Source organism: Lysobacter sp. CFH 32150, assembly GCF_022758295.1.
Classification (GTDB): domain Bacteria; phylum Pseudomonadota; class Gammaproteobacteria; order Xanthomonadales; family Xanthomonadaceae; genus CFH-32150.
In genome coordinates this window covers 76775-103080 of sequence record NZ_JALDWJ010000004.1, presented here as the reverse complement: position 1 = coordinate 103080, position 26306 = coordinate 76775, and the positions used below count along the sequence as shown (strand labels likewise).

The following is a 26306-nucleotide window of genomic DNA, read 5'->3' as shown; positions in this document are numbered from 1 at the left end:
ATGGATGCGGCCGAGCTTGCGGCCTGGCAGGCCGCAGACCAGATCTTCGATCAGCTCCTCGATTTGCCGGATGCAGAGCGCACCGCCCGGCTGGTCGCGTTGACGCCGCAACTGCGCCGCCGCGTGGAGCAGTTGTTGGCGGCGCATACCACCGGCGATGGCGTGCTCGAATCGCCGTTGCCGACGGTGCGCATCGCCCTGGTGCGCGATGCGCTGGTCGGACGGCGCCTCGGTCGCTGGCGGTTGCTCGAGGAAATCGGCCGTGGCGGCATGTCCGTGGTGTACGGCGCCGTCGCCGACGAAGGCGCGACGGGACAAGTCGCCGCCGTCAAAGTCCTGACGCTGGGCGCTTTGGCCGGACAAGGCCGCGAACGCTTCCTGCAGGAGCAACAAGCGCTGCTGCGGTTGCGCCATCCCTGCATCGCATCGCTGTACGACGCCGGCGTCGCGGCCGACGGCACGCCCTGGCTGGCGATGGCCCGGGTCGAAGGTGATCGCATCGACACCTGGTGCGACGCGCGCGAACTGGACACGGCGGCGCGCGTGCGACTGCTGCTGCTGGTGTGCGAGGCCGTCGCCAGCGCGCACCGCAGCCTGGTCATCCACCGCGACATCAAGCCCGGCAACGTCCTGGTGGACGACGACGGCCACGTGCACCTGCTCGATTTCGGCATCGCGCGGCTGGTCGACGATGTCGACCACCAACACACGGTCACGGCATTGCGTGCGTTGACGCCCGAATATGCGGCGCCGGAACAGTTCGTGGGTGCGCCCGCGGCGACCACGATGGATGTGTACGGCATCGGTGCATTGCTGTATCGCGTGTTGGCCGGCACGGGCTCGCGCGCACCTGGCGCAGACCATGGTGCAGGGCCGGAACTGCCGCCTTCGCGCGCGCTGCAGCGCAACACCGCGGTGCCGGAAGCGGAGCGACAGCAACGCGCGCGCGTGTTGCGCGGCGACCTCGACGTCATCGTGATGAAGGCGTTGGCCACCGCGCCCGAAGCGCGCTACGCCAGCGTCGAAGCCTTGGCCGACGATCTCAGGCGCTGGCTCGACGCGCGCCCTGTACGCGCGCAACCGCCAAGCTGGCGTTATCAGGCCACCAAGTTCATCGCCCGCAACCGATGGGCGATGGCGGCCTGCGCGGCGCTGGTGCTGGTCCTGTTGGCGGGCCTCGGCGGCATCCTGTGGCAGGCCGGTATCGCCCGCACCGAAGCGGCGCGCGCGACACTGGCGGCGGAACAATCGCAGGCGCAGCTCGGCTACTTGAACAGCGTGCTGGAAGTGTTGGCACCGGCCACCGAGGACGCGCGCGAACTCGATCGACGAAAAATCATCGCCGCCGCCGCCAACCGCGCGCAGACCGAATTGGCCAGGCAACCGGCGCTGCTGGCCAGCGTCGAACTCAACCTGGGCAAGGTCGCCGAGCGCATCGGCAACTACGATCAGGCCGCGCAGCTGTATGTCGCGGCGCTGCAAGCACGCCGCCGCCTCTTCGGCAGCGACAGCGGCGAAGTCGGGGAACTGCTGGCTGCATTGGGTGCGGTGTCGCACCAACTCACGCCACCCGACCCGAAGCGGACAGAAGCACTGCTGACGGAAGCCGTCATCCTGCTGCGGCGGCACCGCCCGGCATCGCCGGAATTGACCGGCGTGCTGACGGAACTAGCCGGCCGGCTTGCCGAGCAGGACCGTTACGAGGAAGCCAGCGCGCACCTCACGGAAGCCGAGGCCCTTTGCCGCCAACCCGCGTTGCAGTTGGAGCACTGCGATGAAGTCTGGTTGATGCGCGGCGAGGTGGAAATGCGCGAGAAACATTACGCCGCCTCGATCGAACCGCTGCAGCATGCGCTGGCGCTGCGACGCCGGCGTCACGGCGAGGCCCATGCCGACACCATCCACGCCTACGCATTGCTCGGACACGCCTACGAGCGCAACGGCGACCTGCAGCGCGGCATTGCGATGCTCGAGCGCGCCCATTCCCTGCAGCAGCGCATCTATCCGGTTGCCAACGGCGTAACCCTGCAGACCTTGCTGTACCTCGCCCAGGCCAATGCCAACGCCGACCAGAACACCCGTGCGCTCACGCTGCTCCAGGAATACCTGGCGCAGGCGCAGGCGGTGTTCGGCCCGCGCGATGGCCGGGTCGCGCTGGGCCTGGGCCATCTCGGCACTCTGCATTTCAACGAAGGCCGCTATGCCGAGGCGCGCGAAGCCCATCGCCGCGCCCACGCCCTCTACCTGGCGCTGTACGGACCGCGCGGCACGTCGACCGTGATCAGCCTGGGCAACTACACCAAAGCATTGGCCGAGCTGGGCCTGCGCGACGAGGCATTACGCCTGACGCAACAATCGCTGGCGACGTATCGCGACCTGTTCGGCGCGTCGTCGAACACCGCCTCCGCGCTGGGCAGGCTCGGCCAGCTGCAACGGGAAACCGGCGCGTATCGCGAAGCGCTGAAGCACTACGACGAAGCGCTGGCCATGTATGCGGGCCAGGACAACAGCGCCAGCAGCCAATGCGCGATGCGCAGCAACCGCAGCCTGGTCTTGCAGGACATGGGGCAAGGCGCGCGCGCCGAAAGCGAAGCGCGCGCCGCGCTGGCCGAGATCGAGGCCAGCTTGGGTCGCAGCCATCGTTGTTACTCGCAGGGCCTGGCCGTGCTGGCGGAGGTCGCCTGCAAGCGCAGCGCCAAGGACTGCGGCGCCCTGCGTGGGCAAGTCGCCACCGCCCTGCTGCAACCCAACGTTCCCGGCCGCACGCGCATGCTGCTCGAACGCGCCATCGCCAGGCCCATCGCGTCACGCTGACGCCTGCTACTGCAAGGCCGGCAGGCGAAAGAACGCGCGCGCGGTCGCCGTGGTGTTGGCCGCGGTGACGGCAACGTCCTCGCCCCGATCGCGCGCCAGCTCCTCGACGATATGGGCGAGGTACATCGGCTCGTTGCGGCGGTGCGAAGGTGCGGGCTTGACCGTGCGCGGCAACAGGTAAGGCGCGTCGGTTTCGAGCATCAGCCGGTTGGCGGGGATGTGCTTGACCAGTTCGCGTAGGTGCTGGCCGCGGCGTTCGTCGCAGAGCCAGCCGGTGATGCCGATGTGCCAGTCCTGGTCGAGGTAATCGAACAGTTCCTCGCGCGTGCCGGTGAAGCAGTGCACCACGGCCGGCCCGAGACGGCCTTCGAAGTTGTGCATCATCGCCATGAAATCGGCATGCGCATCCCGCTGGTGCAGGAACAGAGGCTTGCCGGTGTCGACGCCGATCTGCAGCTGCAACTCAAACGCGCGCCGCTGCGCCGGCCGCGGCGAAAAATCGCGGAAATAATCCAGCCCGCATTCGCCGACCGCGACCACTTCCGCATGCGCGTGCAGCGCACGGATCTCGGCATCGCATTCCGCGGTGTACTCGTTGGCGTGGTGCGGGTGCACGCCGGCGGTGGCGAATAATTCACCAGGATGCTGCTGTGCGAGCTTGAGCGCCTTGGGCGAATGCTCGCGACTGGCGCCGGTGACGATCAGTTGCGCCACGCCCGCATCGCGCGCGCGCTGCAGCACCGCGTCGCGATCGTGGTCGAAGCTGTCGTGGGTTAGGTTGGCGCCAATGTCGAGCAGTTGCATGCGTGCAGTTTAGCAATCGCCTCTCGCCGCTTTTGTAGGAGCGGCTTATAGCCGCGAGCTTGTGGCAGAAAGGCTCGCGGCTATAAGCCGCTCCTACAGGACGGGCGTGGACACGTATCCTTGCGCGGGTGAACCGCCCCGCCTTCCCCATCGACGAGCTGCTGCCGCAACTCCACGCCACGCTCGCGACGCACACGCGGCTGGTGCTGGAAGCGCCGCCGGGCGCTGGCAAGACCACGCAGGTCCCGCTGGCCCTGCTTGGCGCCGACTGGCTCGCCGGCAGGAAGATCGTGATGCTGGAGCCACGCCGCGTCGCGGCGCGCGCCGCTGCCGGCTTCATGGCGCGGCAACTCGGCGAGCAGGTCGGCGACACCGTGGGTTACCGGATCCGCTTCGACAACAAGATCTCGGCACGGACGCGGATCGAAGTGGTCACCGAAGGCATCCTCACCCGCATGCTGCAGGACGATCCGTCGCTGGAAAACGTCGGCGCGTTGCTGTTCGATGAATTCCACGAACGCCACCTCGCCGGCGACCTCGGCCTCGCGCTCGCGCTCGACGTGCAGGCGGGTCTGCGCGAGGACCTGCGCATCGTGGTGATGTCGGCGACGCTGGATGGCGAACGGCTGGCGCGGTTCCTCGATGCACCGCGGCTATCGAGTGCGGGACGCAGTTATCCAGTCGGGATCGCGCACTTCCCCGCGCGTCGCGATGAAGCGCTGGAGCCGCAGGCACGGCGCGCGATCGAGCATGCGCTCGCAACACATCCAGGCGACGTGCTGGTGTTCCTGCCGGGGCAGCGCGAGATCGCGCGCGTGGAAGCCGTATTGGCGAATGCCGTCGCAGCCGATGTCGACGTGCTCACCCTGCACGGCGAGTTGCCGGTCGAACAGCAGGCACGTGTATTGCAACCCGATCCAGACGGCCGCCGCCGCATCGTGCTGGCGACCAACGTCGCCGAATCCAGCGTGACCCTGCCCGGCGTGCGCGTGGTGATCGACAGCGGCCTCGCGCGCGAACCGCGTTACGACCCGAATTCCGGTTTCGCCCGGCTCGACGTGGTGAACATTTCGCAGGCCTCCGCCGACCAGCGCGCCGGCCGTGCCGGTCGCGTCGCCGACGGTTGGGCGTATCGCCTGTGGCCGCAATCGCAACGGCTGGAGCCGCAACGTCGCGCCGAAATCGCGCAGGTCGAACTGGCTGGGCTCGCGCTGGAACTCGCTGCCTGGGGCAGCGCAGCGTTGCGCTTCGTCGATGCGCCGCCGCCCGGTGCGTTGGCCGCGGCGCGCGATCTGCTGGTGCGGTTGGATGCGCTCGACACCAGGCACGCCATCACGCCACTGGGCCGACGCATGCTCGCGCTCGGCACGCATCCGCGCCTGGCGGCGATGCTGCTGGCGCCGCATCACGACAGCGAGCGCGCGCTGGCTTGCGATCTCGCCGCGTTGCTCGAAGCGCGCGACCCGTTACGCAGTCGCAGCGATGCCGTGGCCGAACGCTGGCAGGCCTTGGCCGCGTGGCGCAATGGCCGATCGCCGACGGACGCGAGTCGTTCGGCATTGGCGGCGATCGATGCTGCCGCGAAACAGTGGCGCCGACGACTGCGGCTCGATGCCTCACCGCCAGCATCGGCACCCGCGCATCTGCTCGGCGACCTCCTGCTGCACGCTTTCCCGGATCGCATCGCACACCAGCACGCCAGCGACCCGCGCCGCTACCAACTCGCCAACGGCCGCATGCTGCGCGTGTTCGACGACAGCGCGTTGTACGGCGAGCCGTGGCTGGTCGCGAGCGAGTTGCGTTTCGAAGCCAAGGATGCGTTGCTGTTGCGCGGCGCACCGCTGGACGAATCGCGTCTGCAACGCGATTTCCCGCAGCGCTTCGTCGAGGAAGACGCCGTGCGCTGGGACGCCACGCGCCACGCGCTGGTGGCGCAACGCGAACGTCGTTTCGATGGCATCGTGTTGGAGACGAAACCTGCCGGCCGCGTCGATCCGGCGCAGGCGGCGCGGGCGCTGACCGATGCGGTACGCGGACTCGGACTCGACGTGCTGCCGTGGAGCGAAACCCTGTCGCAATGGCGCGCCCGCGTGCGCTCGTTGCAGCAGTGGCTGCCGGACCTCGCCCTGCCCGATTTGTCGGACGACGCCTTGCTGGCCACGCTCGACGACTGGTTGCTGCCCGCCTTCGCCGGCAAGACCCGGCTCGATGCGCTCGGCGAGAATGAATTTGCCGACGCGCTGAAGTCGCGACTCGACTGGTCGACACGACAGCAACTCGATGCACTCGCGCCGACCCGCATCGTCGTGCCCTCGGGCATGGAGCGCCGCATCGAATACGCCTTCGATGCACATGACGGCGCCGCCGCGCCGGTGCTGGCGGTGAAGCTGCAGGAACTGTTCGGCCTCGCCGATACGCCGCGTATCGCCGACGGTCGCGTCCCACTCACGCTGCACCTGCTCTCGCCCGGCGGCAAGCCGTTGCAGATCACCCAGGACCTGAAGGGCTTCTGGGACCGGACGTATCCGGAAGTGAAAAAGGAAATGAAGGGCCGTTACCCGAAGCATCCGTGGCCGGACGATCCCTGGTCGGCCACCGCCACGCACCGGGCCAAGCCGCGCGGGACGTGAGTGCCAAGTAACAGCATCACGTCGCTTGAACGTGCGCGCATCGACACTGCTGACGTCGACATGCCGTTCGCGGTTGAGGAGCGCCACGATGAACAAACTGAATTCGCTGCAGGATCGCGCGCTGGCACTGGTCAGCCAGGTCGGCGACGGCCTCAAGCAGGCGGTGCCGGACAACGCAGGCAAGTGGTTGCAGACGGGGGCCGCACTCGGCGCGCTGAAGACCGGCTCGCGCGTGGCCACCACGTTCGTGCGCCGCCATCCGGTAGCGACGGTCGCGACAGTCGCCGGTGCCGGTCTGCTCTGGTACCTGGCCAGACGCCGCGCGCAGCGCGAAATGCATGAGGCACTCGAAGGCAGCGCCACGCGCGTGACGGCGAAGCGCGTCGGCAGCAACGGTCACGGCAAATCGCACAGCAGCGCCGCTAGGTCGCGCAAGACGCCGGCGCGTAGCAGCGAGCACGAAGCGACTACGTAGTCAGCGGCGCCGCTTCCGGCAATTCGACGACGAAACACGCGCCGCCGCCGTCGCGATCTTCGTACCAGAGATTGCCGCCGGCGTTGACGATGATCTGTCGTGCCAGCGACAGGCCGAGACCGCTGCCATCGCCACCCTCGTGCAGGCGCACGAATGGCTGGAACAATTCGCGCTGCCGCGCCGCAGGAATACCCTCGCCGCGATCCTGCACCCGCAATTGCCAGTAACCGGGTGCACCGGGGCGCGTTTCCAGATGCAGCTCGCCGCCGGGCGCGGCGTACTTCATCGCGTTGCTGACCAGGTTCTCCGCGACCTGGCGCAACACCAAGCCGTCGATCGCGACCCTGCCGCAGTGCTCGGGCAGGATCGAACTCAGGCGCATCCCGCGGCTTTCCAGCTGCAATTCGTAGCGACCGATCAACCAGTCGTGTACTTCGCGTAGCGCGACCGTGGCCTGGTTTTGCGCACTCGCGTCGGCCGCATGCGCTTGCGCTTCGAGATAGCGGCGGATGTAGCCGAGCGCATCACCGGCGCTGTCGTGGATCATCTGCAGGTAACGTGGGATGCGTTCGGGCTTGCAGCCGTTGTGCAACAGCATGTCGCTGGCGAACAGCACGCTGCTCAACGGGTTCTTCAGGTCGTGCGCAACCAGGTTGACCAGTTCCTGGCGCTCGCGTGCGACGCGCTCAAGCCGGTCGCGGGCCAGCTTCAGGCCGACGTGCGCATCAACCCGTGCCAGCAGCTCCTCTGGCATGAACGGTTTGGTGACGTAATCGACCGCACCGGCATCGAAGGCGCGCAGCAGCAGGTCGCGGTCATGCGCCGCAGTCAGGAACACCACCGGCATCGCCGCAAGGGCGTCGTCCTGCTTGAGCGCGGCGAGCAGGGCGAAGCCGTCCATGCCCGGCATCATCATGTCCAGCAACACCAGGTCCGGCACATGTTGCTGCGCCAGTGGCAGCGCCTCGGCGCCAGTCCCGGCCGACAGCACCTCGTAACCATGGCGCGACAGCAGCGCAGCCACCACCCGCAGGTTGGCTGGCTGGTCGTCGACGACGAGGATCCTTCCCGTGCTGCTGGCGATGGTCATAAGCGTTGTCATCTTTCCAGTGCGCGCCGAGCCTCCAGCCGGGCGTACACCTGCATGAATACGACTGACGGTAGCAGAAAGCAATGCCCACCGACGCAGGGGAAAACCACCAGCTCCGCTATCATGCAGGGCGCTTTCCCGCTGCAAAATCCCCGTGTCTCCTGCCTCCATTCGTGCCAACCAGCGCCTTGGCCTCGCGCTGGCCGCCGCCGGTGCCGTGCTGTTTTCGGCCAAGGCGATCCTGGCCAAATACCAGTACCGCTACGGGCTGGATGCGCTCGATGTCATGGCGCTGCGCATGGGCTTCTCATTGCCGTTGTTCGCCGTGCTTGCAGTACGCGAGACGCGGCGCGCACGCCAGCGCGGGCTGCACATCACGCGGCGCGACCTCGGCCTGATCGTGGTGTTGGGCGTCCTGGGTTACTACCTGTCGAGCCTGCTCGACTTCTGGGGTTTGCAATACGTGCCGGTGTCGCTGGAGCGGCTGATCCTGTTCCTCAACCCGACTTTCGTGCTGCTGCTGGGCGTGTTCGCATTCGCGCGCAAGGTGGCGCGGCGCGAATGGATCGCGCTGGCGCTGAGTTACTGCGGCGTGGCGCTGGTATTCGCCGAGAGCCTGCGCATCGAAGGCGAGCATGTGCTGTTCGGCAGCGCGCTGGTGCTGCTGGCAGCATTGGCGTATGCGATGTACCTCGCGGTGTCGGGCCAGCTGATCGTGCGCATCGGTGCATTGCGCTTGGTGGCGTACGCGATGATCGTCTCGACCGCCGCCACCGGCGTCCACTACCTGCTCGCGCGCGATCCCGCCCACCTGTTGCACCTGCCCGCGCCGGCGTATGCACTGGCGCTGGTCAACGCGGTGTTCTGCACGGTGTTGCCGGTGAGTTTCACCATGGCCGCGGTGGCACGCATCGGCGCTGGCCAGGTCGCACAACTCTCGGCCCTGGGGCCGGTGTCGCTGTTGTTCCTCGGCGGCTGGTTGCTGGGTGAACCAATCACGGCGCTGCAGATCGGCGGCACGGCACTGGTGCTCGGTGGCGTGTTGTTGCTGGCACGGCCCGCGGCGAATTCGGTACCACTGCCGACCGACGACCGCGAATAGCGGTTGTGCGTAGGGTGGGCTTCAGCCCACCGGCACAGCTAGCGGTGGGCTGAAGCCACCCTACAAATGGCGCCACTCACCCGGTGCCAACGCATCGAGCCGATATGGCCCGACCGTCACGCGCACCAGGCGCAACGTCGGCAACCCCACCGCTGCCGTCATCCGCCGCACCTGGCGATTGCGCCCTTCGCTGATCGTCAGCGCGAGCCACGCATCCGGCACGGTCTTGCGGAACCGCACGGGCGGATCGCGTGGCCATATCGCGGGCGTCTCGACGCGTTGCGCCTGTGCGGGGCGCGTCATGCCGTCGTTGAGCTCGACGCCATTGCGCAACGCCGCCAGTTGTTCGTCGCGCGGCTCGCCTTCCACCTGCACCCAATAGGTCTTCGGCTGCTTGTGGCGCGGATCGGTCAGCCGGTGCGCCAGCGCGCCGTCGTCGGTGAGCAACAGCAGGCCTTCGCTGTCGTAGTCGAGCCGGCCGGCCGGATACACATCGGCCGGCAGCGCGAAATCCGCCAGCGTGCGCCGCGGCGGCGTGCTGCGGTCGGTGAACTGGCACAGCACGCCATAAGGTTTGTTGAAGGCGATCAGCAACTCAGCCCGCCGGCTTCTTGAACCGCAGCGTCATCCGATCGCTCTCGCCGATCGCCTGGTACTTGGCCGCATCCGTCGCATCGTGGCGGTTGGTCGGCGGTAGCGTCCACACGCCGTTCGGATGGTCGGCGCTGTCCTTGGGATTGGCGTTGACCTCGCTCTTCGCGTCCAGCACGAAGCCAGTACCCTGCGCGAGTTCGATCACCAGCGCTTCGGTGAGATAGCCGGAGTCCTTCATCGCATCGAGAGTGGTGCCGGGCTTGGCGCGATGATCGACCACGCCCAGCGTGCCGCCGGGCTTGAGCACAGTGAAGAACGCCTTGAAATAGGCCTCGGCGTTGCCGTCGCTGACCCAGTTATGCGCGTTGCGGAAGGTGAGCACGGTGTCGGCAGAATTCGCAGCGCCGAAGCCGGGCGCTTTCGGATCGAACACGCGCACCTCAGGCGTGCCGTATACCGTGGCGTTGCCCGCGAACTTGGTGCGCAGCGTCTTGTTCAAGTCGTAGCGGTACTTGGGTTGGCCGGGGATGGCGTCGTCCCAGACCGCGGCGATGTAATGGCCCTCATCGCGCAGGTAGGGCGCGAGGATCTCGGCGTACCAGCCACCGCCCGGCGTGATTTCGATGACGGTCTGCGTCGGTTCGACACCGAAGAAGTTGAGCGTCTGTTGCGGATGGCGGTACACGTCGCGAGCGCTGTTTCTGGCATCGCGCCAGGTGCCGGCGATGGCCGCGCCGAGTGCGGCATCCGCTTCGGCCACCGGCATCGTCGTGACGGCAGCATCGCTGCCAGTGGAGACGGACGGCGTCGAGGCACAGGCCGCAAGCAATGCGGTCGTCAATGCGATGGGGACAAAGGTTATCAGTGCGCGCATATGCAATTCCTTTGGGAGGAGGATCATTTCCGTCGGTCGGAAGCCTTCACCTTGCCACGACCATCGGGCTGCAAGTAAGCACGCGCTTCTGCAAGCAGCCAATCGCGAAACGCAGCCAGCCCCGCGTGGCCCTCCGAACGCGGCGGGAACACGAGATAATGCGCGTACTCGGCCTTCAGGCACGCATCGAACAAGGCCACCAGGCGTCCGGCCTCGACCATCGGCCGGCTCATCGTCATCCGTCCAAGCACAATGCCGAGGCCTTCGGCCGCGGCGCGGTGCAGCGTTTCGGCATCATCGAAGTTGGCGACGTAACGTTTCGGTGGCGTGCCGCCGAATTGCGCGAACCACTCGCTCCAGCGCCCACCGGGTGCGCCGAGCAACGGGTACGAGCCCAGCGTTTCCAGTGTCGGCATGCCGAGGCGCGCAATCAGCGCCGGGCTCGCCGTCGGCGTCATGAAGTCGTCGAACAGATGCACCGCCTGCAATCCAGGCCATGTTCCGGGGCCGTAACGCAGCCCGGCGTCGATCTGCGAATCGCGTTCGAAATCGACCACGGCGATGGTCGACTGCAGGTTGATTTCGACCTGCGGATGCGCGGCGAGGAAGCGCGGCAGGCGCGGCACCAGCCAGCTCGACGCGAACGAAGGCATCAGCGTGATCGTCAGTACGTCGTCGCGGCGCGCGCGGAACGGGCGCAGCGCCTGTTCGATCGCATCGAAATGCGGCGAGATGCGATCGAACAACTGGCGCCCATCGACCGTCAACGTCACCCCGCGCGCATTGCGCACGAACAGGCGCTGGCCGAGCCGTTCCTCCAGCCCGCGGATCTGGTGGCTGAGCGCGCTGACGGTGAGGTGCAGCGTCTCCGCAGCGCGCGACAAATTGCCGCTGCGGGCGGTGGCGACAAAGCCTTGCAGGGCATGGAGCGGGGGGCGGCTCATGACGACTCAGGTTTGAATTAGATTCAAGTCAGGCTTGCCGAAATAGCGATTTTCAAAGGCGAAGCATGCGCCTATCTTCGATGTTACTCAAGAGACACCGAGGCATCACATGAACATCTGGACTCAATTGTTGTCGCTGAACGGGCATCCGCTGGATGGCGGTTGGTCCGATCCGTCCACCCAGACTGTTGGTGCGGGTCGCGTTCAATCGGTGCCGCAGCTCGAGGACCGGGATCAGGAAACCGAAGCCGCGCGACGCGCCATTCCCTTGTGGCGCCCCGCGCCCTGGATCGCGATTCGCTGAACCAAGGAGATCGTCATGAACCTTTTCAAAAGCTTGTTGTTCCTGCACGGGTACGTCGCCGACCCGCAACTGGCGATCGAACTGGGTGAGCGTCCGTCAGCACCCCCGATTTCGCAGTGGAGCGAGAACATGAACTTCTTCAAGAGCCTGTTGTACCTCGGTGGCCTCGGTTCGATCACTTCGCGCGTCGGCGAAGAGGAAGAAACCTACGGCCAGACCTACGGCAACCGCATCGCGTCGGAACAGAGGTTTGGCAAGTCGTCGGCAACGCGTCCGCAACCGGCGCAACTGAAGTTCGCGCGGCAAGAACCGCTCGGTTGCCACTGAAGTCGCGGTAGGAACGTCCGGTGATCGCACGCCTCTGGCATGGCACCACCCCGGCCGCCAAGGCGGACGCTTACCTGGCGTTCCTGCGCGAACGCGCGTTGCCGGATTACCGCGCCACACCCGGCAACCTGGCGGCGTACATCCTGCGGCGCGATGAAGGGGCAGTGACGCACTTCATCACGCTGACGCACTGGGAATCGCTGGAGGCGATCGCGGCGTTCGCAGGCAGCGATATCGCGCGGGCCAAGTACTACCCGGAGGACGTGGAGTTCCTGCTCGAGTTCGAGCCTACGGTGCAGCACTACACGCTGATCGATTAGCCCCTGGGGTTACGTGGGATATGGGACGTAGGAGCGGCTTATAGCCGCGAGCGTTTGCCGCCTCAGGCGAGCTGCAACAGCTCGCGGCTATAAGCCGCCCCTACACGCCCTTGGGCAAGCGCGCGGAAGCCGGATACGGCGGCACATCGAGGTATTCGCCGGCGCGTAGCCGCGCCTGGATTTCACGCCACCAGGCTGGATCGAAGAGCTCGCCGTGCTCGCGCAGCAGGGCCGCGCGCAGCGGCGCGGGCAGGCCGAGGAACGACGGAAACAGTTCCGGGAACACGTCATCACGCGCGGCGTACAGCCACTCGTCGAGCGGTCGCGTCTCGTTTTCCTCGCGCAACACGGGGATGGCGCGGAAGCGGCATTGTTCGAGCAGGCACAACTCGTCGTAGTCGTAGAACACCGCGCGATCGTTGCGCGAGATGCCGAAGTTCTTGAGCAGCAGGTCGCCCGGGAAGATGTTGCTGCGCGCCAGGTCCTTGATCGCCTGGCCGTAATCGAGCACCGCGCGCAGCGCCGCTTCGGGCGTGGCCTCGCGCACGTACAGGTTCAGCGGCCGCATCCGGCGTTCGACATAACAGTGGGCGACGTGGACATGCTCGCCGTCGAGCCGCACCGTCTCGGCGCATTCGCGCAGCAGTTCATCGAGCAGGTCGGGCGCGAACTGGCGCGCGTCGAACCGCAGGCGATGGAATTCCTGCGCATCGATCAGCCGGCCGACGCGGTCGCGGCGGAACACCAGTCGGTACTTTTCCTCGACCTGCCGGCGCGTGCTGTCCTTCGGATCGGCGAAGCGGTCGCGGATCAGCTTGAACACCACCGGATAGTGCGGCGGCGTGAACACCGACATCACCATGCCGCGTTCGCCGGCGGCGCGTACCAATTGTTCGTGCGGATGCTCGGCCAGGTGCCGGAACACCTGCCGGTAGCGCACGGTCTTGCCGTGCTTGGCGCGGCCGATCACGGTGTACAACTCGTCCAGCGGCTTGTGCGGCAGCAGCGTCTGCAGGAACGCCGCCGTGTCGCTGACCCGCGCGAGGTCGGCATGGAAATAACTACGCGCGTAGCCGAACAGGATCGAGACCTGGCCCGAATCCGTCAGCAGCGCATCCGCGCGCACGCCATCGGCGTCGCTGATCAGCGCCACCACCAACGGCCAATAGCGATGCATTCCACGCACACGCCCAACCAGGTAGGCGCGATGCTCGCGATAGAACACGGTGCGCAACAGATCGATGCCCATGATCGCATCGTCCTGCGCGGCCAGGCGTGCCTGCAGTGTCTGCGCGATGGCCGCTGCACTGCCGGCGAGATCGGCGTAGCCATTGGCGAACGCACGATCGGCGAGGATGGCGCGCCATAGCGCTGCGGCATCGCGTTGCGCGGGATAGCCCACCAGCTCGCCGGGGCACGTGGGATCCCCGGCCGGTTCGATCTCCAGCGCATGGAACTCGACATCGAGTACCACGCCCTGGGTCAGGAAGAAGCGTCGCGACAGCGAGTTGAAAAAAGTCTTCAGCAGTTCGCGGTCGGGCAGCGTGGCGATGCGCTCGGCGTAGGCCCGGCGGATGAGCGCCCAGAACGGACGCGAACGCAGGCGTTCATCGAGCAGCCGCTCCAGCCGCTCCAGGGTTTCCTTGAGGCAGACCTCGGACAAATCGATGCGAGCGACCGCATCGACCTGCGCCAGGCGCCAGTCGCGTCGCTCGAACCGTCGCCGCGCACGCCGGGTGATATCGGAAAAGCGCGCGGTGTAATCGTCGAAGGCGTCGTGGATCAGCGCCGCTGCGCGCTGCGCGGGATCGGTGGCGACGAAAGATCGGGACGACGGCATGACGGCAGTCTACGGCGCCGGCTGCGGGGCTGGATGACATGAAACTGCAAGACCGATTGCGTCGCGGCGTCACGCAGGCCGCCTATCGTGCGCGGCGCTCAGGACGAGCCTGGCCCCACGGAGTGAAGTCATGCGTCTATTCAAGAGCCAGTGGTTGCAAGAACAACATCGCCACGTGGCGGGTTCGTACCGCGAACCTGCGTTCGGTTGCCGCTATGGCCGCCGCGCGGCATCGTTCCTGCCCGACTTGCGCATCGCCAGCAACGACGATGATGGCGATGTTTCGAGGAGGAAAAGGACATCCTGTGCCTGATGTCCGACTACGATCGCGTAGCCTGAGCGCTCTCGCGAACACCTCCGGCTAAAAAACGAAGGCCCGGGCATGCCGGGCCTTCGTCGCACCGCCTGTCGCGGCGTCGTTACATCACTTCGATCAACTTATCCGCGAACTCGCTGCACTTCACCTCGGTCGCGCCGTCCATCAAGCGGGCGAAGTCGTAGGTGACGTGCTTGGAGGCGATCGCCTTGTCCATCGCCGCGATGATCGCGTCGGCCGCTTCGGTCCAGCCCATGTAGCGCAGCATCATCTCGCCGGACAGGATCACCGAACCCGGATTGACCTTGTCGAGATCGGCGTACTTAGGCGCGGTGCCGTGCGTGGCTTCGAACACTGCATGGCCGGTGACGTAGTTGATGTTGGCCCCCGGCGCGATACCGATGCCGCCGACCTGCGCGGCCAGCGCGTCGCTCAGATAATCGCCATTGAGATTGAGCGTCGCGGACACGTCGTACTCGCGCGGACGCAGCAGGATCTGCTGCAGGAACGCATCGGCGATCGCGTCCTTGATCACCAGGCCCGCGCCCGGCTTGCCTTCCGGGATCACGTGCCACGGGCCACCATCAAGTTCCACCGCGCCGAAATAATCGCGGGCGACCTGGTAGCCGAAGTCGCGGAACGCGCCTTCGGTGAACTTCATGATGTTGCCCTTGTGCACCAGCGTGACCGACTTGCGCTTGTTCTCGATCGCATAGCTGATCGCCGCATGCACCAGGCGCTCGGTGCCGAGGTACGACACCGGCTTGATGCCGACGCCGACCTGCACCGGCAACGTGCGATGCGGCGCGCCGATGGCTTCGAGTTCCTTGTTCCACGCGTCGGTCTTGGCCTGCGTGCCGAAGCGGATCTTGTCGAAGGGTTTCGGGAATTCCTTCTGCAGGAAATCCAGCACCTTCTGCGCATCGGCCGAACCCGGTTCGAATTCGATGCCGGCGTAGATGTCCTCGGTGTTCTCCCGGAAGATCACCATGTCGACGTCGCCCGGCTTCTTCACCGGCGACGGCACGCCCTCGAACCAGCGCACCGGGCGCAGGCACACGAACAGGTCGAGCATCTGTCGCAACGCAACGTTGAGCGAACGGATGCCGCCGCCGACCGGCGTGGTCAGCGGGCCCTTGATGCTGACGATGTAGTCGCGGCAGGCATCGACGGTGGCGTCGGGCAGCCAGTTGCCGGTGGCGTTGAACGCCTTCTCGCCGGCGAGGACTTCCATCCATTCGATCTTGCGCTTGCCGCCGTAAGCCTTGGCGACCGCGGCATCGAGTACGCGCACCGACGCACGCCAGATATCCGGGCCGGTGCCATCGCCCTCGATGAACGGGATGATCGGGCGATCCGGAACATTCAGGCCGGTCGGCGATTTGCTGATCTTGGCGCCGCTGGCGGGCGGGGTGGGGGTGAAATCTGCCATGCGAATCTCCGTGCGAGACGATCGTTTGAAGCCGCGCGCGGGGGTCGGCACGGCGAAGCCGCCATTGTCGCGGTTCACGCGCTTTCGGGCAAAGCCGGCACCGTGTCCGGGCCGTAATCACGGCTGGAATGCGTTGCTAGTGGTGACGCGGGCGTTGCCCGACCTTGCGGGTACTGCCATGGCGATCCGTACCACTTCTGCGCGCAGCGACCGCCGCCAGGGGTAGGCGGATGCCCACATCAGACATTCTTATCGCCATCGCGCAGGTCGCCGTCGCGCTCGCCGGATTCTCGGGCCTTGTCGCCGCGATCAGAATCGCCGCCCCCGATGGCTGGCACCCGCGGGACATCTGGTCTTTGTTCTGGATGTTCGGGGCAAGCATTGGAGCGCTGGTATTGGCCTTGCTCCCGCTCTGGCTGGCTCTTTTCGGCTGGTCGGAAGCATTCGTGTACAGGGCCAGCAGTGCCGTTGCGTCCCTCTACATCGGCATGTTTGCATGGGTGATGGTCCACACGGGCATGCGCTTGACCCGCGGGGGATATCCTCCCCGCATTCGGTGGTTCCCTTCTACCGTTGCCCTGTTGCTCATAGTTTCATCGGTCTGCCTGGCCGCGGGTGCTGTGGGCGGGTTGCGCGCGTCGGTGATCCCCGCGTACGTGGGAAGTTTGATTGCACTGCTGCTGGTGTCGGCGTTGGTGCTCGCAGTCTTCCTGATACTTCTGGCGCGATCGGCGCAGCGCAAGTGACCGCCTGACTATGCGGTTGGTGAGGAGGCGACGATGGCAGCGTCTGTCTTTATCGGTACCAGCGTCGACGGTTTCATCGCGCGACCGAACGGCGCGCTCGACTGGCTGCCCGAAGGCGGCGGCGAGCCTCACGGTTACGACGAATTCATCGCCAGCGTCGACGTGATCGTCATCGGTCGCAAGACCTTCGAAACGGTGTTGTCCTTTGATGCCTGGCCCTACGGCGACAAGCGCGTCGTGGTCCTGAGCAGTCGCCCCGTCGATGTCTCCAAGGTGCGCGGAGGCGTGGTCGAGCAGATGGGCGGGCCCCCGGCGGAGATCGCGGCGCAGCTCGCTGCCAGTGGCGCCCGGCATCTCTACATCGACGGCGGGATCACCATCCAGGGATTCCTGCGCGCGGGACTCATCCAACGCCTCATCATCACGCGCGTGCCCGTGCTCATCGGAGCAGGCATCCCCCTTTTCGGCGCGCTCCCACACGACATACGACTCCGTCACGTGGCGACACGGCATTATCCGAGCGGCCTGGTCCAGAGCGAGTACCTGGTTGGCGCGTGAGCGCGCGCAACCGATGAATCCATAGCGCCTCGTCCGGCGTTCTGTTGTGGGAAACCGGTCGCATGCCGCGATCGTTCCAGCCGGAGAGCGCGATGGGTCTGCGATTGCGGTACCTGCTGTTGTGGGCGTGTGCGTGGGCGATATCCGTGGCGTCGGCGGGTGAGCCGGCGCTGACGTCCGCGTCGAAAACCGTTGTCATAGACGATGGTTCGCGCGTCGAGGTTGAGGCCGGCACGCTGCAGGTGCCAGAGAGCCGGAAACGGCCGACTGCGCGCCGGGTGACCATTCCGTACTACCGGCTGAAGTCCACCGCGTCGCAGCCGGCGGCGCCGATTTTCCTGTTGGCCGGCGGTCCGGGTTCGTCGTGGCTCGAACGGGTGGAGAACGCCGAGTCTTTCCAGGAAATCGCCTTCTATCGAACCATCGCGGACGTCGTCGTGTTCGACCAGCGCGGCGGGGGCCACGCGCTGCCGGCGATGGAGTGTCCGCAGACGACGCAGCTGCCTGTCGACCAGGCGCTGGGTCCTGCCGTCTTGCGCACTGCGATGCGCGCTTTGTTGACCGCATGTCGCGATCATTGGTTGGCGCAGGGCATCGATCTTGCGGCGTACAACACCGTCGAGAACGCCGCCGATGTCGATGCGCTGCGCAAGGCCCTGGGCTACGCCAAGGTGACCCTGGTCGGCGGCAGCTACGGCTCGCATTTGGGTTTGCAGTTCATGCGCCAGTATCCCGAAGCCGTCGACCGCGCCGTGTTGTTCGGCATCGAAGGGCCGGACCACACCTGGGACAATCCAGCAGGTAGGCTCGCCACGTTGCAGCGCATTGCCCACGCTGCCGAGCGCGATCCCGCGTTAGCCGGACGGATTCCGGAAGGCGGCTTGCTGCAGGTGTTGGCGCGGGTGCTGGGGCGGTTCGAGTCGGCACCGCAAACCGTCACCGTCACGGAGGGCGCGGAATCCATGCGCGTCGTGGTCGATGCTACGGTCGTACGGCACATCGCAGGGCGCGACGCGGGCCGCCACAAGGCGCCCGGGGCGTGGCCGGAGATGATCCTGGCGATGGATCGCGGCGACTATGCGATCGCGGCCCGCAGTGTGCTCGCACGTCGCAACCTGCGCCTGCAGGACCCGATGCACTACTCGATGGATTGCGCGTCCGGTATCAGCGATGCGCGCCGCGAGCGCTATCGCAACGATCCCGCCACGTCCCTGCTCGGCGACATCAACTTCGAATACACGGCGCTGTGCGATCTGTGGCCGAGCGAAGAGCTCGGTGCGTCGTTCCGCGCACCTGTGGTCTCCGCCATCCCGACCGTGCTTTTCCATGGCACCTGGGACATGTCGACGCCGATCGAGAACGCGCGCGAAGTTGCCGCCACGCTGCGCAACAGCCAGCTGGTGGAGGTCGTCGGCCGTGGACACAGCGCGTTCTACAACCTCTACGCGCGCTGGCCGCCGATGCGCGGATTGCTGCGCGATTTCCTTGCCGGCAAACGCGTGCAGTTCCCCGATACAGTGGACCTGTCCGCAGTGGAACTCCCGTCCGCGCCGGAGCGATAAGACCAAACCTTCCCTGGGAGCACGACATGCAACAGACCCTCATCGTGATCGCCGGCATCCTCGGGATGTCGCTGGTCCTGTCCGTCGTCGTCTATGTGTCCGGACGGCTCAAGATCGAACAGCAGAAGACGCTGCAGAAGCTCATCGACCAAGGCGTGTCCGGCGATGCGTTGTTCCGCTCCGCCGGTTTCGCCCCCCGGGGCAGCCAGGATTTGCGCCGTGGCCTGCTGTTGATCGCGATCGGGCTGGCATGGTCGGTGGTGACGTTCTTCTTCGGCGGCCCGGCCTGGAAGATCGGTTTCGTCCCGGTGGCGATCGGTGCGGCTTACCTGCTTTTCAGGAAGCTGGATGACGGCTCGTACTGACATCGGGCATCGCGAGTCCGAGTGGATCAGCCGCGTGGTCGCGCATGACGACCACGCGGCCTTTGCGCAACTCGTGCGCCTGCACCAGTCCGCGGTGCGGCAATTTTTACGGCGCCTGACCGGCAACGACTGGAGTCGCGCCGATGACCTCGCCCAGGACACGTTCTGGAAGGCGTACCGCAACATCGGTGGTTACCAGGCGCGCGGACGGTTTTTGAGCTGGCTGTTCCGGATCGCGTATCAGTTGTTCATCACCCAGGAACGCAGCGGACACCAGGTCATGCACGTGCCGTTGCCGGACGAGCTGTACGCGCCCGACGACGCCGGCGAACGACTCGCCGACAACCAGCTCTTCGATCGGATGATGGCGCTGCTGCGTCCGGACGAACGCGCCGCCATCGTGCTGCATTACCGGCACGGACTCGCGCATCCGGAGATCGCCGAAGCCATGCAACTGCCCCTGGGCACGGTGAAATCGCTGATCCGCCGGGCACGCCTGAAACTGCAGGAAGCGCACGCAGCCACCTATTCCAGGGAGTCGACATGAACGCCGACAATGAACTCGATGCCTATCTGCGCCAGCAACTCGAAGTGGCGCCACTGCCGGACCTTGGGTTTACGTCGGCACTCGTCATCAGGATGGAGCGGCAGCAGCGTCGCCGGCGCTTCGCTCTGATCGGTGCGGGCGTGGTGGCGACGGCGCTCGCCGGTATCGCATTGATCCTGTCACCAGCATCCGCCGATCTTGCGATTACACCCGGCACCATCGTCGCCGCGCTGCTGCTGGCGACCCTGTGCGGCCTTGCGTGGATCGGCACCGAGTCGGGCCTGTCTTCGCGTTGACGCTACGCACCGGCACTTTCGCACGCGGTACGTATCGATGCGTTGGAATCTCCACATGGTGCTGCCCTATCTTTTTTGACAGGGCAGCACGCATCGGAGCAGGAATGCTTACGGGATTGGCACCCACGCCTGGTCGGTGATCCCGGTGACGGCCTGCTGGGTCGTCGAATTCGCCGACTTCCAGATCGTGTTGGCGCCAGTGCTGCTGTTGCGCCACAGGATGTCGGACTTGCCGTCGCCATTGAAATCGGCGACGCCCGCGATTTTCCAGATCTGGTTGGTGACGCTGGTCACCGCCTGCTGGGTCGATGCATTGGCCGACTTCCAGATCATGTGCACACCGGTCACGGTGTTGCGCCACAGGATGTCGGACTTGCCGTCGCCATCGAAATCGCCGACGCCAAGCACTTTCCAATCCTGGCTGGCGATGCCGGCCACGCCTTGCTGCGTTGTCGAATTCGCCGACTTCCAGATCGTGTTGGCGCCGGTGCTGCTGTTGCGCCACAGGATATCGGCCTTGCCATCGCCATTGAAATCGCCGACGCCGACGATTTTCCAGATCTGGTTGGTGACGCCGGTGACGGCTTGCTGCGTGGCGGAGTTGGCCGCCTTCCAGATCATGTTGGCGCCATCGGTGGTATTACGCCACAGGATGTCGGACTTGCCATCGCCATCGAAGTCGCCGATTCCGGCGACGACCCAGGCCAGATTGTTCACTGCCGTCACGCCCTGCCCGCTGCTCTGGAAGGCCGAGCGCCAGATGAAATTCGCGCCGGTCTTGTGGTTACGCCAGAGCAGGTCGGTGCGGTGGTCGCCGTTGAAATCGCCGGTGCCGGCAACGATCCAGTCGAGGCCGGTCCGCGCAACCGGTCGTTGGATGTCGTAGTTGGCCGCGCTCCACAGGACATTCGCGCCAGTGCTGGTGTTGCGCCACAGGATGTCGGCGCGACCGTCATCGTTGGCATCGTTGTGGCGGTAGCGCAGCGAAGTGGGGGTGACGCCGCCGACCCGGGCGAGGAACGCGTCCCGACCGCTCCCCGTCGACTGGTGGGGTGACTCCAGCGGGAAGTCGCCATAGGTGCGTCCGGTTGCATGAACCTTGCCGGCACCATCGACCGCGAGCGACAGGATGCGATCGGCAAGCGTTCCGCCCAGGAATGAACTCCAGACCAGATCGGTCGCGTTCGGTTTGATCTTGATGACGTACGCATCATCACCACCGCCCGAGAAGGCTTGCCACGGGGAAGCGGTGGGGAAGTTCGGCGAACTGGTCCTGCCGCCGACATAGGCGTTGCCTGCCGCGTCCACGGCGATCGCAGTCGCATCCTCGTTCTCGCTACCGCCCACGAAGGTGCTGTAAAGCAGGGTCTGGCCAGTCGCATTGAACTTGGTGACGAAGACGTCCCACTTGCCGCCGTGTTCCTGCAATGGATTGAATACGGGGAAGTCGGATAGCTCACCAGCGCCGCGATAGGTCATCCCCGCGACATAAGCGTTGCCAGCCGCGTCCACAGCCACGGACTGCGCGAGATCCAACGCGAGGGCGCCACCGAGAAAAGTGGAGTAGTGCGGGTTGCCGGACGAATCGAACTTGGCGACGAAGGCATCGTCGATACCGCTATTGAAGGGCTGGAAGGCGGCCCAGGTCGGAAAGTCATACGAGGCTGTATAACCGACGACATAGACGTTCCCGGAAGCGTCCAGGGCGATGTCACTGATGATGTCGTAGCTACTGCCGCCGAGATAGGTGCCGAACACGATATCGCTGCCGGCGGCGTTCAGCTTGATCAGCACGCCGTCGTAATCGCCTCCGCCGTAGTTGGACTGGAACGGGGTGCCGAGGAAAACAAGGCCGCCCTTCGTATAGCCCGACACATAGGCATTGCCACCGCCGTCCACCACGATGCCGTTGCCGAAGTCTTCATTGACGCCCAGGTACGTGCTGTACACCAGGGCGTTGCCCGCGGCGTTGAGCTTGGTGACGAAGGCATTGGTCGTACCCAGCAAGGCGCCCTGCAGCGGCGAGCGAAGAGGGAAGTTGGCCGAGTTCGTATTGCCGGTGAGGTAGACGTTGCCGGATGCATCGAGCGCGATTCCGTAGGCCACGTCGTCGCCCGCGCCGCCGAGATAGCTGCTGTACACCAAGGCGCCGTTGGCATCGATCTTGGTGACGAACGCGTCCGCCCCGCCGCCATTGTTCGCCTGCCCGCCGCCAGCCCGCGGAAAGTCGAGCGACTGGGTGAAACCGGTCAGATAAGTATTGCCCGAGCCATCGACCACGACTCCCGCGGCGAAGTCGTCCGCACTGCCACCCAGGTAGCTGCTGTAACTGAGGACCGGATCGATCACCAGCAGCTGGCTCTTGTCGTAGGCGCCGAGCGCGATGGCCACCTGGTCATCGGCCCGTAGCTCGTAGTGCGCTGCGACCAAGCGGCGCTCTCCCGCAATGTCCTGGTACGCCACCGGCTTGTGCTGCAACAGGTCGCCTTGCGGCGTGGCCAGCACCAGATTGCCGGCGTCATCCAGGCGCATGTCCTGCGTGCCATCGAACGCCAGGCCGATCTGCGCCGGATCGGCGCCCGGTGCCACCAACAGGTCGTATTCCAGTTGTTGCTGCTTGCCGTAGTAGACGACGTCGATGCCGTCGTAGACGGCGCGGTAGCGCACCTTTCCGTAATGCTCGACATCGTGCTGCCACTGGGCTGCATCGTTGCCGCGGAAGTAATGACTCTTGCTCGCCTGCGGTTCCAGGCCTTCCATCTGAGCGTCGCGTCGTGCACCGGTCAGTGCCATCCGCACCACGGCCGCAGGCGCTTTCGACAGTGGAGCTTGCTGGCCGGGACGTCGCTCTTGTGGACTGGGTGCCTGGCTCAGCTTGACGACGGCCTCTCCGGGGGTGAGGAACAGGCTGTAGCCCGGCCCACGCGAAAAGAACTGGACGGAAGGATCGGTCTGACCCTGGTTACGCTCGAACGTGAGCGGCAGATGTTCAAACTGGACGCGCGCCTGGGCCTGGATTGGGGCCGTGGCGATCGAGGCCGAAGGCGAAGCAACCGCCGGGCGGGTGCCAGGCACCATGGCCGGCGCGATCAACAGAGACAGGGCGACAAGCGGCGTCGCCAGACGTAGCTGGTGCAAGGCAATCATTCGGATTTTTTCCCCTGACAAGAAAAACGGGGTGAGCGTCACACCCCGTTGCGGCTATTTACCATAAGGGCCACAGGAAAGGCCATCTTCATGTGACAAGTTGCAGGCGCAATGTGACGAGTTGCAGGCGCATTCGAGCGCACGCAGAGCGGGACACCACGCCCCGCACTTTTCGTACCGGCATCAAGGAACGATCGTCCAAGCCTGGTCGGTTACGCCGGTGACTCCCTGCTGGGTCGTCGAATTCGCCGACTTCCAGATGGTGTTGGCGCCAGTGCTGCTGTTGCGCCAGAGGATGTCGGACTTGCCGTCGCCGTTGAAATCGGCGACGCCCGCGATTTTCCAGATCTGGTTGGTGACGCTGGTCACCGCCTGCTGGGTCGATGCATTGGCCGACTTCCAGATCATGTGCGCACCGGTCACGGTGTTGCGCCACAGGATGTCGGATTTGCCGTCGCCATCGAAATCGCCGACGCCAAACACTTTCCAATCCTGGCTGGCGATGCCGGCCACGCCTTGCTGGGTGGTCGAATTCGCCGACTTCCAGATCGTGTTGGCACCGGTGCTGCTGTTGCGCCACAGGATGTCGGCCTTGCCGTCGCCATTGAAATCGCCGACGCCGACGATTTTCCAGATCTGGTTGGTGACGCCGGTGACCGCTTGCTGGGTGGCGGCGTCGGCGGCTTTCCAGATCGTGTTGGCACCGGTGCTGCTGTTGCGCCACAAGATGTCGGACTTCCCGTCGCCATCGAAGTCGCCGACGCCGGCGACGATCCAGGCCAGGTTGTTCACGCCTGTTACACCCTGGCCGCTGCTCTGGAAGGTCGAGCGCCAGATGAAATTTGCGCCGGTTTTGTGGTTACGCCAGAGCAGGTCGGCCTTGTGGTCACCATTGAAATCGCCGGTGGCGGCGACGACCCAGTCGAGGCCGACCCGCGCAACCGGTCGTTGGATGTCGTAGTTGGCTGCGCTCCACAAGACATTCTCGGCCGTGCTGGTATTGCGCCACAGGATGTCGGCGCGGCCGTCATCGTTGGCATCGTTGTGGCGGTAGCGCAGCGAGGTCGGTGTGGTTCCCGTGATGCGGACAATGAAGGCATCGTCATGACCGCCACCAAACGCGGGCTGTATGGCGTTTAGGGTGGGGAAGTTAGGGCCAGCGTCTCCGGTGACATGCACCCGGCCCGAAACATCCAGCGCAATGTCCATGCCGCGATCCTTGCGCGGAATACCAACCAGGTATGAACTCCAGGCAAGATCCGTACCGGTCGCGTTGATCTTGGTGACATAGGCGTCAAGAGTGAGGCCTCCGGCGTTGCCGGAGTCCGCTTGCCAGGGTGAAGCTGTCGGGAAATTGATTGAAGCGGTCCAACCGGTGATGTAGGCGTTGCCGTTGCTATCCAACGCGATGCTGGGTGCCAGCTCGTCCAGGCTGCCGCCAAGGTAGGTGCTATAGATCAGGGCCTGGCCGGACGCATTCAACTTGCAGACAAAACCGTCAGCGCCGCCGGTCCAGGGCTGCAAGGGATTCTTGGTCGGAAAATCGCCGTATGTCGCGCCAACGACATAAGCATTCCCGGTTTGGTCGACGGCGATTTCCGTGCCGTAGTCGATATTGCCGCCGCCAAGATAGGTGCTGTACACCAAGGCCGTGCCGTTGGCGTTGAGCTTGCTCACGAAGCCGTCCGTGTAGCCATTGCCGCCGGCTTGCGGGCTCATTGCATTCACGGTCGGAAAGTCCAGCGAGTAGGTCCCGCCGGTCACGTAGGTGTTTCCGAAACTATCCAATGCCAGGCCCCAGCCATAGTCATCATCGCTGCCGCCCAGATAGGTGCCGAATACCAGGGCACTGCCGGCGGCATTCAATTTGACGACGAAGGCATCCTTCATGCCTCCGCCATAATTGGGCTGGAATGAACCGGGCGGAAAAGACATTCCGCCCTCCGTGATTCCGGCGACGTAGACAGCACCACTGCTGTCCACCGCAATAGCGTTGCCGCAATCGCGGGAGGCGCCGAGGTAAGTGCTGTAAACCAGCGCATTACCGCTGGCATTGAGCTTGGCTACAACGGCGCTGCCGCCCGTGCTTTGCAACGGCGACTGCAAGGGAAAATCGGTCGAATCCGAACATCCAGTCAAGTAGGCATTGCCCATCTGGTCGACAGTAATTCCCCCAGCGGTTTCGCTAGCGCCGCCGCCGAGGAAGGTGCTGTAGATCAGCGCATCGCCGCTTGCGCTGAGCTTGCTCACGAACAATTCCAGAGCACCTGTGTGAGTGGTGGCCTGAAAGGGCGCAGCCGTGGGGAAATCAGGGGAGTCCGTCATGCCCAGGACGTAGGTGTTTCCGGACGCATCTACCGCAAGCGAGGGGTACATATCCATGAGACCGCCGCCCAGATAGCTGCTGTAGCTCAATACCGGATCAATCACCAGCGGCTGCGTGCGGTCGTAATCACCCAAGGCAAAGCCAACCTGGTGCCCGGCCAGCAAGCGATACTCTGCGGACACCGATCGGCGTTGGCCGGCGATGTCCTGATAAGCGATGGGTTTGTGCTGCAGCAGATTGCCTTGGGGAGTCGGCAATACCAGATTGCCGGCACCGTCGAGTCGTACCGCTTGCGGGCCTTCGAAACGCATGCCGATCTGCACCGGATCGGCACCCGGCGCCAGCACGAAATCGTATTCCAGCTGCTGCTGGTTGCCGTAATAGACCACGTCGACGCCGGGATACACCGCGCGATAGCGCACCTTGCCGTAGTGCGCCACATCCTGTTGCCAGTGTGCCGGGTCGTTGCCGCGGAAGTAATGGCTCTTGCCGGCTTGCGGTTCGAGACCTTCGATCTGCGCATCGCGTCTGGCATCGGTCAACGTCATCCGCACCACCGCTGGAGGTGCCGGGTGACCGGGGCGCATCGCGTGCCGTCCGGACATCGGGTGCACACGCAGCACCGCCTCATCAGGCGTCAGGAACAGGCTGTAACCCGGGCCGCGCGAGAAGAACCGAACCGCGTCGTCGGTCTGCCCCTGGTTACGCTCGAAGGCGAGAGGGACGCGCCCGTATCGGGCGCCGAGGCTGGCCGCGGCTGTACCCGGAATCGCGTTGGGCGCAGCCTGCTCCGCTATCTTCGGAGGCACGCCCGGGGAGGTGAACATCATGACGGGTGCCAGCAACGCGAGAAGGGCGATCACCGGCATCGCCGGCCGGAGCGAAAACGTCAT

23 protein-coding genes are annotated in these 26306 nt (G+C 65.4%); 14 read left to right on the top strand and 9 right to left on the bottom strand.

Going from position 1 to position 26306, the window contains the following annotated elements:
- Entirely contained in the window at nucleotides 1-2814 is a 2814-nt protein-coding gene (locus tag MO486_RS08570; protein ID WP_242906265.1) for a serine/threonine-protein kinase, read from the top strand.
- A 6-nt stretch (nucleotides 2815-2820) separates the two neighbouring features.
- On the opposite strand, the gene MO486_RS08565 is transcribed toward MO486_RS08570, so the two are convergent.
- The gene (locus MO486_RS08565; protein WP_242906263.1) at nucleotides 2821-3618 is read right to left on the bottom strand and encodes a TatD family hydrolase; all 798 of its coding nucleotides are present in this window, start codon (nucleotides 3616-3618) and stop codon (nucleotides 2821-2823) included.
- A 128-nt stretch (nucleotides 3619-3746) separates the two neighbouring features.
- Here MO486_RS08565 and hrpB point away from each other — a divergent pair, with 128 nt between their 5' ends.
- Nucleotides 3747-6248: an ATP-dependent helicase HrpB gene (gene hrpB, locus MO486_RS08560; RefSeq protein ID WP_242906255.1), complete on the top strand. Its 2502-nt coding sequence runs from the start codon at nucleotides 3747-3749 to the stop codon at nucleotides 6246-6248.
- A gap of 88 nt (nucleotides 6249-6336) precedes the next feature.
- The gene (locus MO486_RS08555) at nucleotides 6337-6723 is read left to right on the top strand and encodes a hypothetical protein (protein ID WP_242906253.1); all 387 of its coding nucleotides are present in this window, start codon (nucleotides 6337-6339) and stop codon (nucleotides 6721-6723) included.
- Here MO486_RS08555 and MO486_RS08550 read toward each other — a convergent pair.
- Nucleotides 6716-7825, bottom strand: coding sequence for a hybrid sensor histidine kinase/response regulator (locus MO486_RS08550; protein WP_242906252.1), 1110 nt, complete (start codon nucleotides 7823-7825; stop codon nucleotides 6716-6718). The genes MO486_RS08555 and MO486_RS08550 overlap by 8 nt on opposite strands.
- A gap of 142 nt (nucleotides 7826-7967) precedes the next feature.
- Here MO486_RS08550 and MO486_RS08545 point away from each other — a divergent pair, with 142 nt between their 5' ends.
- Complete coding sequence (locus tag MO486_RS08545) at nucleotides 7968-8915, top strand: DMT family transporter (protein ID WP_242906250.1); 948 nt, start codon at nucleotides 7968-7970, stop codon at nucleotides 8913-8915.
- A 60-nt stretch (nucleotides 8916-8975) separates the two neighbouring features.
- Here the strand turns inward: MO486_RS08545 and MO486_RS08540 are convergent, their stop codons facing one another.
- Genes MO486_RS08540 through MO486_RS08530 form a run of 3 tightly spaced genes read right to left on the bottom strand, consistent with a single transcriptional unit; the run spans nucleotide 8976 to nucleotide 11327 of the window.
- On the bottom strand, nucleotides 8976-9509 hold the full coding sequence (locus MO486_RS08540; protein ID WP_242906248.1) for a pseudouridine synthase: 534 nt from the start codon (nucleotides 9507-9509) through the stop codon (nucleotides 8976-8978).
- A 1-nt stretch (nucleotide 9510) separates the two neighbouring features.
- Nucleotides 9511-10383 (bottom strand): methyltransferase, encoded by an 873-nt coding sequence (locus MO486_RS08535; protein WP_242906245.1) that lies wholly within the window; start codon nucleotides 10381-10383, stop codon nucleotides 9511-9513.
- A 23-nt stretch (nucleotides 10384-10406) separates the two neighbouring features.
- Nucleotides 10407-11327 (bottom strand): LysR substrate-binding domain-containing protein, encoded by a 921-nt coding sequence (locus MO486_RS08530; RefSeq protein WP_242906243.1) that lies wholly within the window; start codon nucleotides 11325-11327, stop codon nucleotides 10407-10409.
- 109 nt (nucleotides 11328-11436) lie between these two features.
- On the opposite strand from MO486_RS08530, the gene MO486_RS08525 reads away from it, so the two are divergent.
- From MO486_RS08525 to MO486_RS08515, 3 genes are read left to right on the top strand one after another with little or no spacing between them, the layout of a single operon-like run.
- A complete protein-coding gene (locus tag MO486_RS08525; protein WP_242906238.1) occupies nucleotides 11437-11631 on the top strand; it encodes a hypothetical protein in 195 nt (64 codons plus the stop codon).
- Between the two features lie 15 nt (nucleotides 11632-11646).
- Nucleotides 11647-11958 carry a hypothetical protein gene (locus tag MO486_RS08520; protein WP_242906237.1) on the top strand — a complete coding sequence of 104 codons (312 nt, stop codon included), beginning with the start codon at nucleotides 11647-11649 and terminating at the stop codon, nucleotides 11956-11958.
- A gap of 20 nt (nucleotides 11959-11978) precedes the next feature.
- A complete protein-coding gene (locus tag MO486_RS08515; protein WP_242906236.1) occupies nucleotides 11979-12278 on the top strand; it encodes an antibiotic biosynthesis monooxygenase in 300 nt (99 codons plus the stop codon).
- A 100-nt stretch (nucleotides 12279-12378) separates the two neighbouring features.
- Here MO486_RS08515 and aceK read toward each other — a convergent pair whose 3' ends face one another.
- Nucleotides 12379-14118, bottom strand: a complete 1740-nt coding sequence (aceK, locus tag MO486_RS08510; protein ID WP_242906235.1) for a bifunctional isocitrate dehydrogenase kinase/phosphatase — start codon at nucleotides 14116-14118, stop codon at nucleotides 12379-12381.
- 130 nt (nucleotides 14119-14248) lie between these two features.
- Here aceK and MO486_RS08505 point away from each other — a divergent pair, with 130 nt between their 5' ends.
- Nucleotides 14249-14431 carry a hypothetical protein gene (locus MO486_RS08505; protein WP_242906232.1) on the top strand — a complete coding sequence of 61 codons (183 nt, stop codon included), beginning with the start codon at nucleotides 14249-14251 and terminating at the stop codon, nucleotides 14429-14431.
- 106 nt (nucleotides 14432-14537) lie between these two features.
- Here the strand turns inward: MO486_RS08505 and icd are convergent, their stop codons facing one another.
- On the bottom strand, nucleotides 14538-15866 hold the full coding sequence (gene icd, locus MO486_RS08500; protein ID WP_242906231.1) for an isocitrate dehydrogenase (NADP(+)): 1329 nt from the start codon (nucleotides 15864-15866) through the stop codon (nucleotides 14538-14540).
- Between the two features lie 230 nt (nucleotides 15867-16096).
- Between icd and MO486_RS08495 the strand changes: the two genes are divergently transcribed.
- The 6 genes from MO486_RS08495 to MO486_RS08470 all read left to right on the top strand — a co-directional run bounded on the left by MO486_RS08495 (nucleotide 16097) and on the right by MO486_RS08470 (nucleotide 19940).
- A complete protein-coding gene (locus tag MO486_RS08495; protein WP_242906230.1) occupies nucleotides 16097-16612 on the top strand; it encodes a hypothetical protein in 516 nt (171 codons plus the stop codon).
- Nucleotides 16613-16645: 33 nt separating this feature from the next.
- Nucleotides 16646-17170 (top strand): dihydrofolate reductase family protein, encoded by a 525-nt coding sequence (locus MO486_RS08490; protein ID WP_242906228.1) that lies wholly within the window; start codon nucleotides 16646-16648, stop codon nucleotides 17168-17170.
- A gap of 62 nt (nucleotides 17171-17232) precedes the next feature.
- Nucleotides 17233-18732, top strand: a complete 1500-nt coding sequence (locus tag MO486_RS08485; RefSeq protein ID WP_242906227.1) for an alpha/beta fold hydrolase — start codon at nucleotides 17233-17235, stop codon at nucleotides 18730-18732.
- 26 nt (nucleotides 18733-18758) lie between these two features.
- Nucleotides 18759-19097 carry a DUF6249 domain-containing protein gene (locus MO486_RS08480; protein ID WP_242906226.1) on the top strand — a complete coding sequence of 113 codons (339 nt, stop codon included), beginning with the start codon at nucleotides 18759-18761 and terminating at the stop codon, nucleotides 19095-19097.
- Nucleotides 19081-19644: a sigma-70 family RNA polymerase sigma factor gene (locus MO486_RS08475; RefSeq protein ID WP_242906225.1), complete on the top strand. Its 564-nt coding sequence runs from the start codon at nucleotides 19081-19083 to the stop codon at nucleotides 19642-19644. The genes MO486_RS08480 and MO486_RS08475 overlap by 17 nt, the downstream gene beginning before the upstream one ends.
- Nucleotides 19641-19940 (top strand): hypothetical protein, encoded by a 300-nt coding sequence (locus MO486_RS08470; RefSeq protein WP_242906220.1) that lies wholly within the window; start codon nucleotides 19641-19643, stop codon nucleotides 19938-19940. Before MO486_RS08475 ends, MO486_RS08470 begins: the two co-directional genes overlap by 4 nt.
- A gap of 108 nt (nucleotides 19941-20048) precedes the next feature.
- Here MO486_RS08470 and MO486_RS08465 read toward each other — a convergent pair whose 3' ends face one another.
- Both MO486_RS08465 and MO486_RS08460 read right to left on the bottom strand, forming a co-directional pair.
- A complete protein-coding gene (locus MO486_RS08465; protein ID WP_242906218.1) occupies nucleotides 20049-23078 on the bottom strand; it encodes an SBBP repeat-containing protein in 3030 nt (1009 codons plus the stop codon).
- A 192-nt stretch (nucleotides 23079-23270) separates the two neighbouring features.
- On the bottom strand, nucleotides 23271-26306 hold the full coding sequence (locus MO486_RS08460; RefSeq protein ID WP_242906216.1) for an SBBP repeat-containing protein: 3036 nt from the start codon (nucleotides 26304-26306) through the stop codon (nucleotides 23271-23273).